Origin of the sequence: Belliella baltica DSM 15883 (assembly GCF_000265405.1) — a bacterium.
In the GTDB taxonomy this organism is placed as follows: Bacteria; Bacteroidota; Bacteroidia; order Cytophagales; family Cyclobacteriaceae; genus Belliella; species Belliella baltica.
This window is the reverse complement of record NC_018010.1, coordinates 848,279-864,100: the sequence shown is the minus strand read 5'-3', so window position 1 is coordinate 864,100 and position 15,822 is coordinate 848,279. Positions and strand designations below refer to the sequence as shown.

The window sequence follows — 15,822 nt, the reverse complement described above, 5'->3', positions numbered from 1 at the left end:
TTCAGATAAATGATAAGAGCGCTTAGCTGCCGCAACCAACACAATCGATGTGACTGTCCATAGGTTTTACCCCTTTGAGTTGCATTTCTAAGTTGTGAATCTGATCTCTGGTGTCCATATCTTGGAACATATCACCAGTCAAGCTTGACTTCAAGTCTTCAATTCTTTTTTCGAGTGATGCTGTCTGTTCTGTAGTCATGATTTTATTTGGTTTAAGTGGTAAGCAGCTTCTAATATAAAAAAGTTCTCCAAAATTTTTAGACTTCTATGGCTGAGATATTTATTTTTTTCCACATATTCATCAAATACTCAAATTGAGGAACAATCCCAGCATTAATTTTGTCAGTTTGAAAGGTGTCTTTTCTGATTATAAAACTAGAATCCCCAATACATGAATAAAGCGACTTTCGAAAAGCTAAAAAACTTCCGAAGAACATTACATCAATATCCAGAACTGTCAGGAGAAGAAAAAGAGACAGCATCTCGCGTACTTGAATTTTTTAAAGAGATCCATGCGGATGAAGTTTTGGAGAATTTGGGAGGGAATGGTCTAGCCTTTGTTTTTGAAGGAAAAGAACAAGGGCCTACTACACTTTATCGTTGTGAACTTGATGGATTACCGATCAGGGAAGACAACAATATTAAATATAAGAGTACGATTCCAGGCAAAGCACATTTGTGCGGACATGACGGTCACATGGCCATCGTAGCTGGCTTGGGGCTTTATTTAAAGGAAAATCGTCCAAAAAAAGGGAGAGTAATCTTACTTTTTCAGCCTGCTGAAGAAACTGGTCAAGGTGCCGGAATGGTGGTGAAAGACAATAAATTTCAGAAAATCTTACCTGATTTTGCTTTTGCACTTCATAACCTTCCAGGATATGAAAAAAATCAAATCATCATCAAAAAAGGTGCATTTGCGGCAGCTTCAAATGGCATGATCATCAAACTCAAAGGTAAAAATGCCCATGCTTCGCATCCAGAAGCAGGCAATAGTCCTGCAGAAGCGATGTCAAAGATTATTGTAGCACTTCAAAAACTGCCTGATGCCATGAAGAAATTCACAATGATCACTGTGATTCATGCCAAGCTTGGTGAGGTGGCATTTGGAACGACTCCAGGAGATGCCACAGTCATGGCAACAATTAGGGCTTATGAGAATGAAACTAGAGAGCTTCTAGTGCATTATGCAGAAAAACTCTGTGAGCAGATTGCAAAAGAGTACATGTTAGAAATTTCCTTTGAGTACGTCGAAGAATTTGCAGCGACTCATAATCATCAAGAAGCTTGGGAATATGGTAATCAGGCAGCAAAAAATCTTAATTTGAAAACGAAGCATATTCGTATTCCATTTCGCTGGTCTGAAGATTTTGGACATTTTTCTATTCACACCAAAACCTTGCTCTTTGGATTAGGTTCAGGAAAATCTCAACCGCAACTGCATGAAAATAACTATGATTTTCCAGATGAAATTATTCCAACAGGAGTAAATATGTTTCAACAAATCATTGAACAACTTCATCATTGAAATTTATAGACTTGTTTTTTTAATATTATGAGTCAGATGACATCAATTTAAAACTCTTTTTATAATTATTATCGATTGAAAATCACATGAATCATACTTCCTACATTGAAATTAGTAAATCAGCTTATAAGAAAAATATTCAATTTTTAAGATCGGAAGTTGGAGAAGAAACTACGATTTCAGCTGTGATCAAAGGCAATGCTTATGGTCATGGAATAGAAAATATTGTTAGTATAGCGGAGGGAGTAGGTATTCGCCATTTTAGTGCCTTTAGTGCAGATGAAGCGATCAGGGTTTTCAATGCCAGCAAGAAAAATTCCCAAATTATGATTATGGGCATGTTGGAGAATAAAGATCTTGAAGAGCTTATCAAAAAAGGGATTAGTTTTTTTGTTTTTGAATTTGACCGATTAGAACATACGGTCAACGCAGCAAAAAAACTTCAAATAAAAGCCAAAATTCATATCGAGGTAGAGACAGGGTTTCACCGTACAGGATTTGAGTGGGAAGATCGAGAAGCGCTTCTAAAAATGTTAGAAGATCACAAAGACGATTTGGTTTTGGCTGGACTTTGCACGCATTATGCCGGTGCAGAGAGTGTGTCCAATTATGTAAGAGTAAGAGATCAAATCAAAAAATACCACACCTACAAAGATTGGTTGACAGAGAGAGGGTTGACTTTTGAAAAATTTCATACCGCTTGTTCAGCTGCTACTTTCAGTTACCCCGAAACAATCATGGATATGGTTAGAATTGGGATTGCTTCTTATGGCTTTTGGCCGACGCAGGAGACTTATATGTACAAATTCAAATCCTTACCAGAAAACAACAAAAACCCACTCAAACGACTGATCAGTTGGAAAAGCAGTGTCATGAGTTTGAAAAAAGTTAAGATGGGGGATTTTATTGGATATGGCTCTAGCTACATGGCACCAAGAGATATGCTGATTGCTTTGGTTCCTATAGGCTATTCACATGGGTTTAGCAGACTACTGAGTAATCAAGGGAAAGTACTTATTTCTGGGAAAATTGTTTCTGTAGTAGGAACAGTGACGATGAACAGCATAGCAGTAGATATCACTGACCTTAAAGGTGTGGAGAAAGGGGATGAAGTTGTGTTGATTGGAAAGCAAAAGAAAAATGAGATCACAGTTGCTTCCTTTGGGGAATCCATTCAGCAGGTGAATTATGAACTACTCACCCGCTTACCTTTGGATATTCCACGAAAGATTATTGCTTAAGCAGCTTGAGCTGCTTTTTTCAAGAAATAATAATGAGATTTTAAAGCCGAATAGAAGGTTTCGTTATCATGATAAGGCAAATCAAATTCATGTGCTGTTTCCTTGACAATCTCAGAAATAGCAGGATAATGAATATGACAGATTCTTGGGAATAAATGGTGTTCTACTTGAAAATTTAATCCGCCGCAAACGAAGGCTGCCAACTTACTTTTTCTAGCAAAATTTGCAGTGGTCCTCATTTGATGAGCTGCCCAAGGCTCTTCTATGTTTTCGTCCTCTTTTGGATGGGGAATATGTGTTTCTTCTACCAAATGTGCCAGTTGGAATACCAAACCGAGTACAAGCCCCATAGTAAAGTTCATTGCCAGATAACCAATGAGGAACTGCCACCATGCTATATCCATTACTACCAAAGGAATGATGATATACATGCCATAATAAACTATCTTATAAAAGAATAGATTGAAATATTCGATTTTCGGATGATTATTGACGTGAGCCCCGATTCTTTTTTGAAAAAATTTGACATAATCTTTTCTAAAAAACCAAGAAATAGAAGCAAGAGAGTAGAGGAAGAAAGCATAAATATGCTGATATCTATGAATGGGTTTTTTCTCTTCATCTTTTGATACTCTGATCAAACCCGGCGCTACGTCTAAGTCGCCATCATGTCCCATGATATTGGTATAAGTATGGTGCACTTTATTATGCGTGATTTTCCAGATGTAAACATTGGCTCCAATCAAATTAAAAATATAACCTAAGGATTCATTTACCCATTGTTTTTTCGAATATGATCCATGCAATGCATCGTGACAAATATTGAAGCCAATAAAAGACATAGTGGCACCAAGTCCAATGGCAAGCAATAAGCTGCCCCAAGGTGAGAATACTTCAAATAGAATGAGAAAATAAAACGACACAAAAAGTGTCAGATAAAGAATAGTCTTAAAAACCATTAGCCCATTTGCTGTTTTGGAGATGTTGTTACTTTGGAAATAATGATCTACGCGTGACTTGATGGTTGCAAAAAACTGGGAATTGTTCGTGTCCACGAACTTAATTGATTGATTCATACTGGTAATTGAATAATTTAGGATGGCTGGGTGTAGGCCTTTTCGTAAGTTTTGTTCTAAGTCATTTCTTGGAAACTTACTTCACAGAATTAAGATATTCTCAGCCCAAACAGGCTTTTGTTTAAATAGTAATGTGAACTTTTTGAAAGTTAGGGATAAATTTTCTCATCCCAAAATGCTTTTTAAATCAGCGGGTTGATAATTGATTGATTTTAATGTTTTTCTATCTCCCTCTCTATAAACTAAATATAAGTCTCCTTCCTTTTCATAAAAACAAGAAACACCTTGTTTTTGATAATGTGCCACTGTGGCTTCTGCATCAGCAATATTTTTGCAAGCTTTACTCATGTTCGAACGCTGAACCTCTTCGAATAATTCCTTGAACTTATCTGCCATCCCAAACTCAAGAATGGCGCCTGATAATACATATTGTATATCACAAAGTGCATCGGCGATTTCTATTAAATTATTGTCAGCAATAGCTTCTTGAAGCTCTTTTACTTCTTCTGCCAACAAGGATACCCGCAACTCACAGCGCTTGGCATCTGGAATTTGAGGATGTGGAAGGATCGGGTGTTTGAAAGTACTATGGAATTCTGCTACTGAACTGAGTGACTTGGGATCTTGCATTCTTCTTGATTTTATGGATTTTAATAACCCCAAATAAACAAAAAAAGACCGGAATTTTCCGGTCTCTTAAATAAGAATTCGATTTTAATTGAACATTATCTGCGCTTCAATACAACGGCTGATTCTAGATTACTTTCAATTTGAGCCAAGATTGTAGCGTTTCCATCAGCACTATTGGGGCCGATATCAATTTTCCCATCTGAATTTGCATCAACGGCCGTACTGAAATTTACATTTGCGAAAAGTTTGTCCATGTCAAAAGCCAAAACCATTTCTGTTTGACCATCTACCTCAACACCTGCGGCATTTTGTGATCTTGCTTTCAGGGCTTTTTCACTTGTCAACCAAATTGTAGAGATTTTTCCATCAATTTCACCCGCTATCCATAAGGATTTTTCGAACATGGGGTCGTTGCTGTTTCCTTCCATTTTTTTAAATAATCTAAAATCCACTTCTGTATAGTTTCCATCAGGACTTCTTCCCTCTGCTAATGCGGATACTTGGATAGTTCCGTCATTGACAAGAATTGCATTTTTAGACTTAGAAGACTCCGTATGCAGAGCAGTATTCACATTGGATTTCAGTGTAATATTTCCTATGCTTATTCCAGCCAAGAGGTCTGCTTTTGCAGCATATTTCATTTCAATGTCTTTCGTTCCAACGGCAAATTGGCTTGTAGCAAATCCATTGACGATTACTCTGTCATTGACCCTTCCTTCAGGAGAGGAACTTTCAGCTGTAGCGCTAAGAGCAATATTGCTTTGAGGTTCATTCATGTTGGCATCGTCATCTTCTGTACATGAAAATGTCATAGCTCCGAAGGTTAAAACAAAGGCTAATTTTCCGAAATTTTTGAATGTGTTTTTCATTTTCGTTAATAGTTGGTTTATGACTGCTATTTAGGCAATCGCTATGCCAACAGGCCTAGTAAAAAACAACAAAAAATAGAGGTTTTGAACCATTTTTATTAATCCTTTTTATAGTCATTTGTTTTTAAAAAATAACTATTCATTTACATTAATAATTATTTCATATCAAAATTTGCTTTTGATTAAGGAGTATTAAAAAAGGGTTAAGAAAATAAATTCTCAACCCTTTTTAAAAATAATGAATTTTTTAATTTAGATTATTTCAATGCATCAAATCTCTCTGCAACTGCATTCCAGTTGATTACATTCCACCAATTACCAATGTATCCTCCACGATCATTCATGTATTTGAGGTAGTAAGCATGTTCCCACACGTCAATTCCCATCAAAGGTACACCTTGAAAATCTGAAACATCCATCAATGGATTATCTTGGTTTGGTGTAGAACCTACAGCTAGCATTTGATTCTTATCAAGTACTAACCATGCCCAACCCGAACCAAATCTGGTTTTTCCGGCATTTTCAAATTCTGTTACAAATTCTTCAAAACTTCCGAATGAAGCATTGATCGCTTCGGCTAATTCGCCTTCAGGCTTTCCACCTCCATCTGGAGACATCGTTTTCCAAAAAAACTCATGATTGTAATGCCCTCCAGCATTATTTCTCATTTTAGTAGAATATTTCGAAATATTCATCAAGACATCCTCTAAAGGCTTGCTAATATCTACACTTTCTTCGGCAGCAGCATCAGCTAGATTTTTCGCATAGCCAGCTGCGTGTTTGGTATGGTGAATTTCCATCGTCATTGCATCTATATGAGGCTCCAAAGCTGCATAATCATAACCAAGCGGGGTTTGTTCAAATCCTGTGCTTAACATGATTTTTTCTTCTTCACCACTTCCGCCACTACAAGCCGCAAGGAAGGCAGAGCCAAAGACACTTGACCCTATTCCTAAGGCTAAAGTAGCTTTAGTGCTTTGACTGAGAAATGTTCTTCTTGAAAGATTTAAGGTTGGTTTTTTCATTTTAATATTTGTTTTTCAACGAAGTGATTGCTTTGTTTAAGAGAATACTATTTCTTCAATTTTGCCTAAGTTAAAGATTTCAGCGTTATAATAAAACCATAATTCGGACAATAAGTCTGATTTTATGACAAGATGCTTATGTTTGCACAACCAAAAACCCTTGGTTTGGTTTTTGAAATATTCCTTTCTCAGAACATAAAATTTAAGAATGACTTTATCTTTTTATAAATACCAAGGCACAGGGAATGACTTTGTCATGATTGATGACAGAAGTGAGAGTTTTCCAGAAGGAGACTTAAGCCTTGTTCGACAACTATGTGATCGAAAGTTTGGAATAGGTGCTGATGGATTAATTTTGATTAGAAACAAAGAAGGTTTTGATTTTGAGATGATCTATTTCAATGCTGATGGCTCTCAAAGTATGTGTGGAAATGGAGCAAGGTGTGCTGTATCTTTTTCAAAATTCCTTGGAATTATCGAGAGGCAAACATCCTTTATGGCAATAGATGGTGAACATAAGGCCGAAATCAACGACGGCTTGGTCTCGTTGGGAATGGGAAATGTGAGTAGCCTTACAAATTCTGGAAAGGATTTTTTCGTGAATACTGGCTCTCCACATCATGTTAGATTTGTAGAAAATGTGGAAAAGTATCCTGTAGTCGCTACAGGAGCAGAAATTAGATATAGCAAAGCTTATGAACAGCAAGGAACAAATGTGAATTTTGTCACTCCAATCTCAGATGATCAAATTTATGTAAGAACTTATGAAAGAGGCGTAGAGAATGAAACACTCTCTTGCGGTACTGGAGTCACAGCATGTGCTCTAGTCTATGGATATCAAAACGATTTAAATAAAGTAAATATCAAAACTCCTGGAGGAAATCTGATGGTTCAATTTGTTAATTCTTCAGATGGTTCTTTCAAAAATATTGTTTTAATCGGTCCTGCTGAACAGGTTTTTCAGGGAGTCTGGAGAAAATAAAATGCAATTTTCTGACTCGGAAAGATTTTAACTAGAAATAACAGGAAATACCAAGAATAGTGTTTTTATCTCTGCCGTAACTCTTTTCTAATTTCCTATTGTAATAAAAACAAAGTAATTTTAAGCCCCAATTATATAAAGTATCATATGTTAGAATTTATAGCAAAAGGTTTGGCGAAAGTTTTTGGAACTAAGTCAGATAGAGATATAAAAGAATTAAGTCCTAAAGTAGCGTTAATCAATCAAGAGTTTGACAAGCTTAAAAACTTGTCTGATGATCAGTTAAGAGCCAAGACCATAGAAATCAAGTCTACTATTAATGAAGATTTGAAATCCTTTGATGAAAAGATTAAAGGATTCAGAGATCAGATTGATGCTCTAGCACCTGAAAAGGTGCATGAAAAGGATGCACTTTATAATGAAATTGATAAGACTGAGAAAGAAAGAGATGAAGCCTTAGAGGTAGTTTTGGAAAAAGTTATGCCATTGGCTTTTGCCGTGGTCAAAGAAACTGCCAGAAGATTCAAGGAAGTTGGAAGTTTGAAAGTTACCGCGAATGCTTATGATAAGGAATTAGCAGTAAAGAAATCCAACGTAGAGATCGTAGGAGAAGAAGCCATTTGGCACAACAAATGGATGGCAGCAGGTACTGAAGTGGTGTGGGACATGGTTCACTATGACGTTCAGCTGATTGGTGGTATGGTTTTGCACAAAGGAAATATTGCTGAAATGGCAACAGGGGAAGGTAAAACTTTGGTTTCTACTTTACCATCCTATCTCAATGCTTTGGCAGGAAGAGGTGTTCACCTGGTGACAGTGAATGATTACTTGGCAAAAAGAGATTCCGAGTGGAATGCTCCACTTTTTGAATTCCATGGACTTTCTGTCGATTGTATTGACAAATATCAGCCAAATTCTGAAGGTAGAAAAAAAGCTTACAAAGCAGATATTGTTTATGGTACAAACAATGAATTTGGTTTTGATTACCTGAGAGATAATATGGCTCGTGATGCAGGTGATTTGGTGCAAGGAAAGCATCATTTTGCCATGATTGATGAAGTCGATTCTGTATTGATTGATGATGCAAGGACGCCGTTGATCATTTCTGGACCTGTTCCAAGAGGAGATGAACACGAGTTTATGGATATGAAACCAAGGGTTTCTACTTTGGTGGATGAACAGCGTAAATTGGTTCAAGGTTATTTGTCTGAAGCAAAGAGATTGATTGCCGAGAAAAATGAAAAAGATGGTGGTTTGGCTTTATTTAGAGCATTTAGAGGAATGCCAAAATATAAGCCATTGATCAAATACCTTTCTGAACCAGGTATCAGGGTAATTCTTCAAAAAACTGAGAATTATTATCTTCAAGACAATAAGCGTAACATGCCTGAGGCAGATGAACCGCTATTGTTTACGATAGAAGAAAAGACTAATGTCGTCGAACTCACTGATAATGGTATTGAGGTAATCACTAAGAAAAACGAAAACCCTGAATTTTTTATTCTTCCGGACATAGGCGTTGAAATTGCCGAAATGGAGAAAAATCCTGATTTAGATGACAAAGAGAAGTTAATCCGAAAAGAAGAAATCATTAAAGATTATGGAGTAAAGGCACAGCGGATTCATACGGTCAACCAGCTTTTGAAGGCATATTGTATGTTTGAAAAAGATACGGAATATATCTTGGTGGATGGCAAGGTGAAAATTGTCGATGAGCAGACAGGTCGTGTGATGGAAGGAAGAAGATATTCTGATGGTCTTCACCAAGCGATAGAAGCGAAGGAAAATGTAAAAGTGGAGGATGCTACGCAAACTTACGCGACTATTACCCTTCAGAATTATTTCAGAATGTACCACAAGCTTTCTGGTATGACAGGTACGGCAGAGACAGAAGCTGGAGAATTTTGGGAAATTTATAAATTGGATGTGGTGGTAATTCCTACCAACCGACCAATCGTAAGACAAGATAGAGATGATAAGGTATATAAAACAGTCCGTGAGAAATTCAATGCCGTAGCAGATGAAATCGTAGAACTGACACAAGCAGGCCGACCAGTTTTGGTTGGTACTACTTCGGTGGAGATTTCTGAATTGCTAAGTAGGATGTTGACAATCAAAAAAATTCAACACCAAGTATTAAACGCTAAGCAGCACGCTAGAGAAGCAGATGTGGTAGCAGAAGCCGGTAAGCCAGGAACAGTTACCATAGCCACCAACATGGCTGGTAGAGGTACCGATATCAAATTGACAGCGGAATCACGGTCTGCGGGAGGTTTGGCGATCATTGGTACAGAAAGACATGAGTCTAGAAGGGTTGATAGACAGCTGAGAGGTCGTTCTGGTCGTCAAGGAGATGTTGGTTCATCCCAATTCTTTGTTTCCTTGGAAGATAACTTGATGCGACTTTTTGGCTCTGAAAGAATCGCCAAATTGATGGATAGAATGGGCTTGGAAGAAGGAGAAGTGATCCAACATTCCATGATTTCTAAATCCATTGAAAGGGCTCAGAAAAAAGTTGAAGAAAATAACTTCGGAACAAGAAAGAGACTTCTTGAGTATGATGATGTCATGAACTCTCAAAGAGAGGTGGTCTATAAAAGAAGACGCAATGCCTTGATGGGAGAGCGACTTGAATTAGACATCTTAAACATCATGTTTGATGTTTGTTCAGATATCATTCAAATGGCAAAGTCCACCGAAGATTTGGATAATTTGAGGATGAATATTTTCAGTTCCCTGGGGATAGATCATCAGTTTACTGCAGAAGAAATTCAAAATAAAGATGCATATCAATTAACGCAGGAGCTTTTTGATGCTTCTTACAAGAATTATGTTTCCAAGAATGACAGAATACTTCAAAAGGCATTGCCAATTTTGAAAGATGTCTATGCACAACGTGGAGCTACAGTAAAGGAAATTATGGTTCCGATTACTGATGGCTTGAAGCAAATTGGCGTAGTTGTTGGTTTGGAATCCACAGTGAATCACGAAGGGAGAGATCTGATAAGAGCCATTGAGAAAAATGTGACTTTGGCGATTATCGATCAAAACTGGAAAGAGCATCTGAGAGATATGGATGACTTAAAGCAATCAGTTCAGAATGCTGTTTATGAACAAAAAGATCCACTTTTGATTTATAAATTTGAAGCATTTGAGATGTTTAAGCGCTTTGTAGGTAGGCTTAATGAAGATGTGATTTCTTTCTTGGCCAAAGCGGAATTGCCAACGCAAGATCCAAGTCAGGTGAAAGCAGCTCAAGCTCCAAGCAGACAAGAGAATGTACAAGCTTCGAAAGCTGAGGTTGGAAGTAGTCTAAATCCAGGATCCAATAGACAGGCAGCCGCTGCGGTAGCTAATAGAAGCGCAGAACAACAAGTGGTAGCACCGAGAAAATCGGATAAAGTCTATGGACGAAACGACAGAGTGACAGCTCAATATGCAGATGGTTCAGTAAAAAAAGATGTCAAATTTAAGAGTGTTGAACTCGATGTGGCAGCTGGAAAGTGTGTAATTATTGAAGGATAAAAAATAAAGTAATGAAGTCAATATTGAGTGGAGTAATTTTAATCATTCTCTTGGGTTCTTGTAAAGTTATCAAGAAGTCAGGGGCTGATGCTGATAAATATGCTTCTTATCAAGAAGACTTATCTGAATCTAGAATTAGTTTCCCTGCTTTAGATGATCAAGTCAAAGAGGAATCAACAGAAGCTTTTTATGAAGGGAGTTTGGCGATTGATGATGATTTGGATTATGCAATGCGAAGATTTGTAGAGAAAAATCGATCGGAAAGATATTATTCTGGCTATACTGTTTTGGTGTACAGTGGAGTAGATAGAGATGCCGCTTTCAAAACCAGAAATGATCTTTACAGGGATTTTCCAGAGATCAAATCAGAAATGCAGTATCAAGAACCTAGATACTTAGTGAAAGTAGGGAAATATATCAATAGGATAGAAGCACAAGCGAATTATAATAAACTAAAGGAATCCTTTCCAATGACTCGAATCATCCAAGACAGATTTGTGAGAGAAGGGTATGAGAATCCAAATGAAAAAGTAGATAATGATCAGAGAGAAAATTAAGTCATTAGCAAATAATTATAAATCTGAAATCATTGCAAATAGGAGGCATCTTCATGCCAACCCTGAACTTTCTTTTCATGAATTTGAGACCCTTGATTTTGTAAAAGCACAATTAAATCAGATCGGTATTACGGACATTGAGGTTAAAGCAAATACAGGACTTGTAGCATTAATCAAAGGTAAAAACCCAGATAAGAAAGTAATTGCACTTCGAGGCGATATGGATGCTTTGCCTATCATTGAGCAAAATGAAGTTTCTTACAAATCTACCAAACCTGGAGTGATGCATGCATGTGGACATGATGTGCACACGGCTTCACTCCTTGGAGCAGCAAAAATACTCCATGAAGTCAAAGAAGACTTTGAAGGAACGATTAAATTGGTTTTTCAACCGGGAGAAGAGTTGATCCCAGGTGGAGCTTCTTTAATGATTAAAGATAAGGCATTAGAAAATCCAAAGCCATCAGGAATTATTGGACAGCATGTGATGCCTTTGATTCCTGTAGGAAAAGTAGGTTTCCGAAAAGGAATGTACATGGCAAGTGCGGATGAGCTTTATATTACAGTCAAGGGGAAGGGGGGGCATGGTGCTATGCCAGAAACCTTAGTAGATCCAGTTTTGATAGCTTCACACATGATTGTTGCTCTCCAACAAGTGATTAGCAGAAATGCTTCTCCCAAAATCCCTTCTGTCCTTTCATTTGGGAGAGTTGAAGCACTAGGTGCGACTAATATTATTCCAAATGAAGTAAAGATCCAAGGAACATTCAGAACATTGAATGAAGAGTGGAGATCCAAAGCGCATGGGCATATGATTAGCATTGCCAAAGGAATTGTAGAGGGAATGGGAGGAGAAGTTGATTTTGAAGTGCGAAGAGGGTATCCATTTTTGAAAAATGCAGAAGAGCTTACAGATCGAGCCCAAAATGCTGCGATAGATTATTTAGGCAAAGAAAATGTAGTTGATTTGGACATTTGGATGGCAGCTGAAGATTTTTCATACTATACCCAAGAAATTGACGGTTGTTTTTATCGTCTTGGAACTAGAAATGAAGCCAAAGGGATCACTTCAGGAGTGCATACACCTACATTTGACATTGATGAAGATGCATTAGAAATTGGTGCTGGGTTAATGGCTTATTTAGCAGTAAAGGAATTGGAAGCTTAAATTTACCCTTAGTAATAACATTGAAATAAGCCTTGTGAAATAGATAGAAATATTGAGTTTCTCATCACAATTTTGACCAATTTCTAAAAAGTTCAACGAAGGCGTATTTCCATTTCTTTCTACCTTATTTCAAATAAATTAAATGGCCAAATTACAATTCCCAAAGGCTATATTTCTAAAGTATTTCTATTTTATTTCAATTTGAATTATGAAACAAATTAAATCACTAGCTCTTGCACTCGTTTTAGTGTTGGGCATGCAAACTCAGTCTTTCGCTTGGGGCGGAATAGGTCATTATGTGATCGGAAAGCTTGCAGAATGGCAGATGAAAACAGCTACAGTCGAGCGTGTGGAAACTATATTAAAGCAAGAATCCATCTCTGGCGTGGGCGTTTGGATGGACAATATCCGTTCGGACAAAAATTATAACTATACGAATACTTGGCATTGGGTTACTACGGTAGACGGAGAATACGATCCGACAATTCAAGAAGAAGCGGGAGATGCTTATGAAGCATTTTTGAGGCTGAAAGAAAACTTGAAAAGTGGGAAATTAACTCCAGAAGAGGAAAGAGATCAGCTGAGAATGTTGATCCACATTGTTGGAGATTTGCATCAACCATTTCACGTGGGCAAGCCAGGTGATCGTGGAGGAAATGACGTGAAGGTGAGTTTTTTCAACAAAGAAACAAACATCCATGCAATTTGGGACACTGATTTGATTGCTGGTAAAAACATGAGCTATACTGAAATCGCCACTGAATTACAGAAAAGAATCAACCCAAGTTTGATTGATCGCTATACACAAACTACCCCAGCCGATTGGCTAAAAGAGGCAGTAGCAATCAGGCCAGCAATGTACGACATACCAGAAAATGGTAGAATCGGTTACGAATATATTTATAAGCATTATCATCATACAGAAGAGAGGCTTATTGCTGCCGGTATTCGATTAGCCCAAGCCTTAGAAGAGATTTATGGGTAAGTAGACATTATCCTTCAAAAAGAAAATCATGGTCAATAAATGGCCATGATTTTCTTTTTATCCAATTTCTTTATCCCTTAGCTTTTTAAAATCATATGATTTAATTTGTAACTTTTAACCAAAAGCTATTTACCATTGTCCGGATTCTTTGATACTAAAATTGAATTTCTGAAGGGAATGGGGCCGCAGAAAGCTGCCCTTTTCAATAAGGAATTGAATATTTTCACTTTTGGTGAGCTGATACAGCATTACCCTTTTCGCTATGAAGACAGGACAAAATTTTTCAAAATCAAAGACCTCCATGAAGATCTTGAGCATGTACAAATCATCGCTAGAATTCGTAGCGTAGAGACTATTGGTGATGGCAGGAAAAAAAGACTGGTAGCCCATATCTTCGATGAAACTGGTGAAATGGAGCTTACGTGGTTCAAAGGGATTCAGTGGGTAATCAAAAAACTTGTGCCAGGTGCGGTATTCGTATTTTTTGGCAAACCAGCAAAATATGGTAGGAAATTTAGCATTGCGCACCCAGAAATGGATGTGCTCACTGCTGCCCAAGAGGAGCGGAGTTTCTTTCAACCTGTGTATCCAACTACCGAAAAACTCCGTGCTAGATTTCTCGATTCCAAAGGTATTTCCAGAATCATGGAAGGTCTCATCGCCTCGGCTTATCCGCAGATTCAAGAAACCATGCCAGAGAATGTTTTGCAACGTTTCAATTTGATTCCTAAAAAAGAAGCGCTCAGACAAATTCATTTCCCTGAGAATCCTGAAATCTTGAAAAGGGCTAGGTATAGACTGAAGTTTGAAGAGTTTTTCTATGTCCAACTTAGATTGCTTAAACTTAAGCTTACTCGAACCGAAAAGTCCGCAGGTCAAATTCTCAATCAAACCGAATTGCTTACTAAATTTTATAAAGAGCATCTCCCCTTTGAATTGACAGAAGCGCAAAAGCGGGTGGTGAGAGAATCCTTTGGTGATATGAAGTCAGGAAAGCAAATGAACAGGTTGATCCAAGGAGATGTGGGCAGTGGGAAGACCATGGTGGCTTTTATCTGTATATTAATTGCAATCAGTTCGGGCGCGCAAGCTTGCTTGATGGCACCGACGGAGATTTTGGCCAATCAGCATTATGAAGGGCTGAAAGAATATGCTGATTTGATGGGCTTGAATATTGCCTTGCTGACGGGATCTGTTAAGAAATCTGCCCGTAAAGTAATCCACGAAACGTTGCTTTCTGGTAATCTCCATATCCTTATTGGAACCCACGCTTTACTAGAAGATATCGTTCAATTCAAGAATCTTGGTCTCGCAATAGTTGATGAGCAGCACCGATTTGGCGTCGCGCAGCGGGCTAAATTATGGGCTAAAAATGAAAGGTTTATCCCCCATGTTTTGGTGATGACAGCCACGCCGATTCCGCGGACTTTGGCGATGACTTTATATGGAGACTTGGATATCTCAGTGATTGATGAAATGCCTTTGGGGAGAAAGCCAATCCAAACTGTTCATAGATATGACAAAGATAGGTTGAAAGTTTTTGGTTTTATGCGAAAGCAAATCGAATTGGGAAGACAGGTTTATCTCGTTTATCCATTGATTGAGGAATCCGAAACTTTGGATCTAAAGAATCTGATGGATGGCTATGAAAGTATCTGTCGGGCATTTCCTGAATATCCGATCAGCATCGTGCATGGCAATATGAAATCTACTGACAAAGACTTCGAAATGCAGCGCTTTGTCAAAGGAGAAACCAAGATCATGGTAGCCACCACAGTGATCGAAGTGGGTGTGAATGTGCCCAATGCTTCCGTGATGGTGGTAGAAAATGCCGAGCGATTTGGGCTTTCGCAGCTGCATCAGTTGAGAGGTAGGGTGGGAAGAGGGGCTGATCAGTCTTATTGTATTTTGATGAGTAAATACGAACTCTCCAAAGACAGCCGAGTTCGCCTTGATACCATGGTCAGGACAAATAATGGCTTTGAGATCGCCGATGTGGATTTAAAGCTCCGAGGTCCGGGTGATTTGATGGGCACACAGCAAAGTGGTGTCGCTGATTTGTTGATCGCTGACTTGAGTAAGGATGCACCGATATTGACCTTGGCGAGAGATGCCGCCCAAGAACTCCTCCAATCCGACCCCGATCTTTCCCAACCTGAAAACGCGCTAGTCTTAAGACAAATCCGTGCTCAAAAGAAGCACGAGATCAATTGGAGTAGGATTAGTTAGGGTGGTTTGC

The 15,822-nt window shown here is 38.1% G+C and carries 13 protein-coding genes; 8 read left to right on the top strand and 5 right to left on the bottom strand.

Translation table 11 applies throughout. The annotated features are described in order from the left end of the window. Positions 1-22 precede the first annotated feature (22 nt). Complete coding sequence (locus BELBA_RS19830) at positions 23-199, bottom strand: hypothetical protein (protein WP_014771476.1); 177 nt, start codon at positions 197-199, stop codon at positions 23-25. A gap of 192 nt (positions 200-391) precedes the next feature. On the opposite strand from BELBA_RS19830, the gene BELBA_RS04030 reads away from it, so the two are divergent. Next, positions 392-1,525 (top strand): amidohydrolase, encoded by a 1,134-nt coding sequence (locus BELBA_RS04030; RefSeq protein WP_014771475.1) that lies wholly within the window; start codon positions 392-394, stop codon positions 1,523-1,525. An 86-nt stretch (positions 1,526-1,611) separates the two neighbouring features. Next, complete coding sequence (alr, locus tag BELBA_RS04025; RefSeq protein ID WP_014771474.1) at positions 1,612-2,766, top strand: alanine racemase; 1,155 nt, start codon at positions 1,612-1,614, stop codon at positions 2,764-2,766. Here the strand turns inward: alr and BELBA_RS04020 are convergent. The 4 genes from BELBA_RS04020 to BELBA_RS04005 all read right to left on the bottom strand — a co-directional run bounded on the left by BELBA_RS04020 (position 2,763) and on the right by BELBA_RS04005 (position 6,366). Continuing rightward, the gene (locus BELBA_RS04020; protein ID WP_014771473.1) at positions 2,763-3,842 is read right to left on the bottom strand and encodes a fatty acid desaturase family protein; all 1,080 of its coding nucleotides are present in this window, start codon (positions 3,840-3,842) and stop codon (positions 2,763-2,765) included. The two genes, alr and BELBA_RS04020, sit on opposite strands and share 4 nt — an antisense overlap. Before the next feature lie 165 nt (positions 3,843-4,007). Beyond that, positions 4,008-4,472, bottom strand: a complete 465-nt coding sequence (locus tag BELBA_RS04015) for a pyrophosphohydrolase domain-containing protein (RefSeq protein WP_014771472.1) — start codon at positions 4,470-4,472, stop codon at positions 4,008-4,010. A 95-nt stretch (positions 4,473-4,567) separates the two neighbouring features. After that, positions 4,568-5,341, bottom strand: a complete 774-nt coding sequence (locus BELBA_RS04010) for a hypothetical protein (protein WP_014771471.1) — start codon at positions 5,339-5,341, stop codon at positions 4,568-4,570. A 257-nt stretch (positions 5,342-5,598) separates the two neighbouring features. Beyond that, a complete protein-coding gene (locus BELBA_RS04005; protein WP_014771470.1) occupies positions 5,599-6,366 on the bottom strand; it encodes a superoxide dismutase in 768 nt (255 codons plus the stop codon). A 208-nt stretch (positions 6,367-6,574) separates the two neighbouring features. Here BELBA_RS04005 and dapF point away from each other — a divergent pair, with 208 nt between their 5' ends. The 6 genes from dapF to recG all read left to right on the top strand — a co-directional run bounded on the left by dapF (position 6,575) and on the right by recG (position 15,812). After that, positions 6,575-7,348 carry a diaminopimelate epimerase gene (gene dapF, locus BELBA_RS04000; protein WP_014771469.1) on the top strand — a complete coding sequence of 258 codons (774 nt, stop codon included), beginning with the start codon at positions 6,575-6,577 and terminating at the stop codon, positions 7,346-7,348. 147 nt (positions 7,349-7,495) lie between these two features. Continuing rightward, positions 7,496-10,873: a preprotein translocase subunit SecA gene (gene secA / locus BELBA_RS03995; protein WP_014771468.1), complete on the top strand. Its 3,378-nt coding sequence runs from the start codon at positions 7,496-7,498 to the stop codon at positions 10,871-10,873. 11 nt (positions 10,874-10,884) lie between these two features. Beyond that, positions 10,885-11,430, top strand: coding sequence for a hypothetical protein (locus BELBA_RS03990; protein WP_014771467.1), 546 nt, complete (start codon positions 10,885-10,887; stop codon positions 11,428-11,430). Next, on the top strand, positions 11,411-12,598 hold the full coding sequence (locus BELBA_RS03985; RefSeq protein WP_014771466.1) for a M20 metallopeptidase family protein: 1,188 nt from the start codon (positions 11,411-11,413) through the stop codon (positions 12,596-12,598). The genes BELBA_RS03990 and BELBA_RS03985 overlap by 20 nt, the downstream gene beginning before the upstream one ends. Before the next feature lie 208 nt (positions 12,599-12,806). Then, complete coding sequence (locus BELBA_RS03980) at positions 12,807-13,583, top strand: S1/P1 nuclease (RefSeq protein ID WP_014771465.1); 777 nt, start codon at positions 12,807-12,809, stop codon at positions 13,581-13,583. A 135-nt stretch (positions 13,584-13,718) separates the two neighbouring features. Further along, positions 13,719-15,812, top strand: coding sequence for an ATP-dependent DNA helicase RecG (gene recG, locus BELBA_RS03975; protein ID WP_014771464.1), 2,094 nt, complete (start codon positions 13,719-13,721; stop codon positions 15,810-15,812). Positions 15,813-15,822 lie beyond the last annotated feature (10 nt).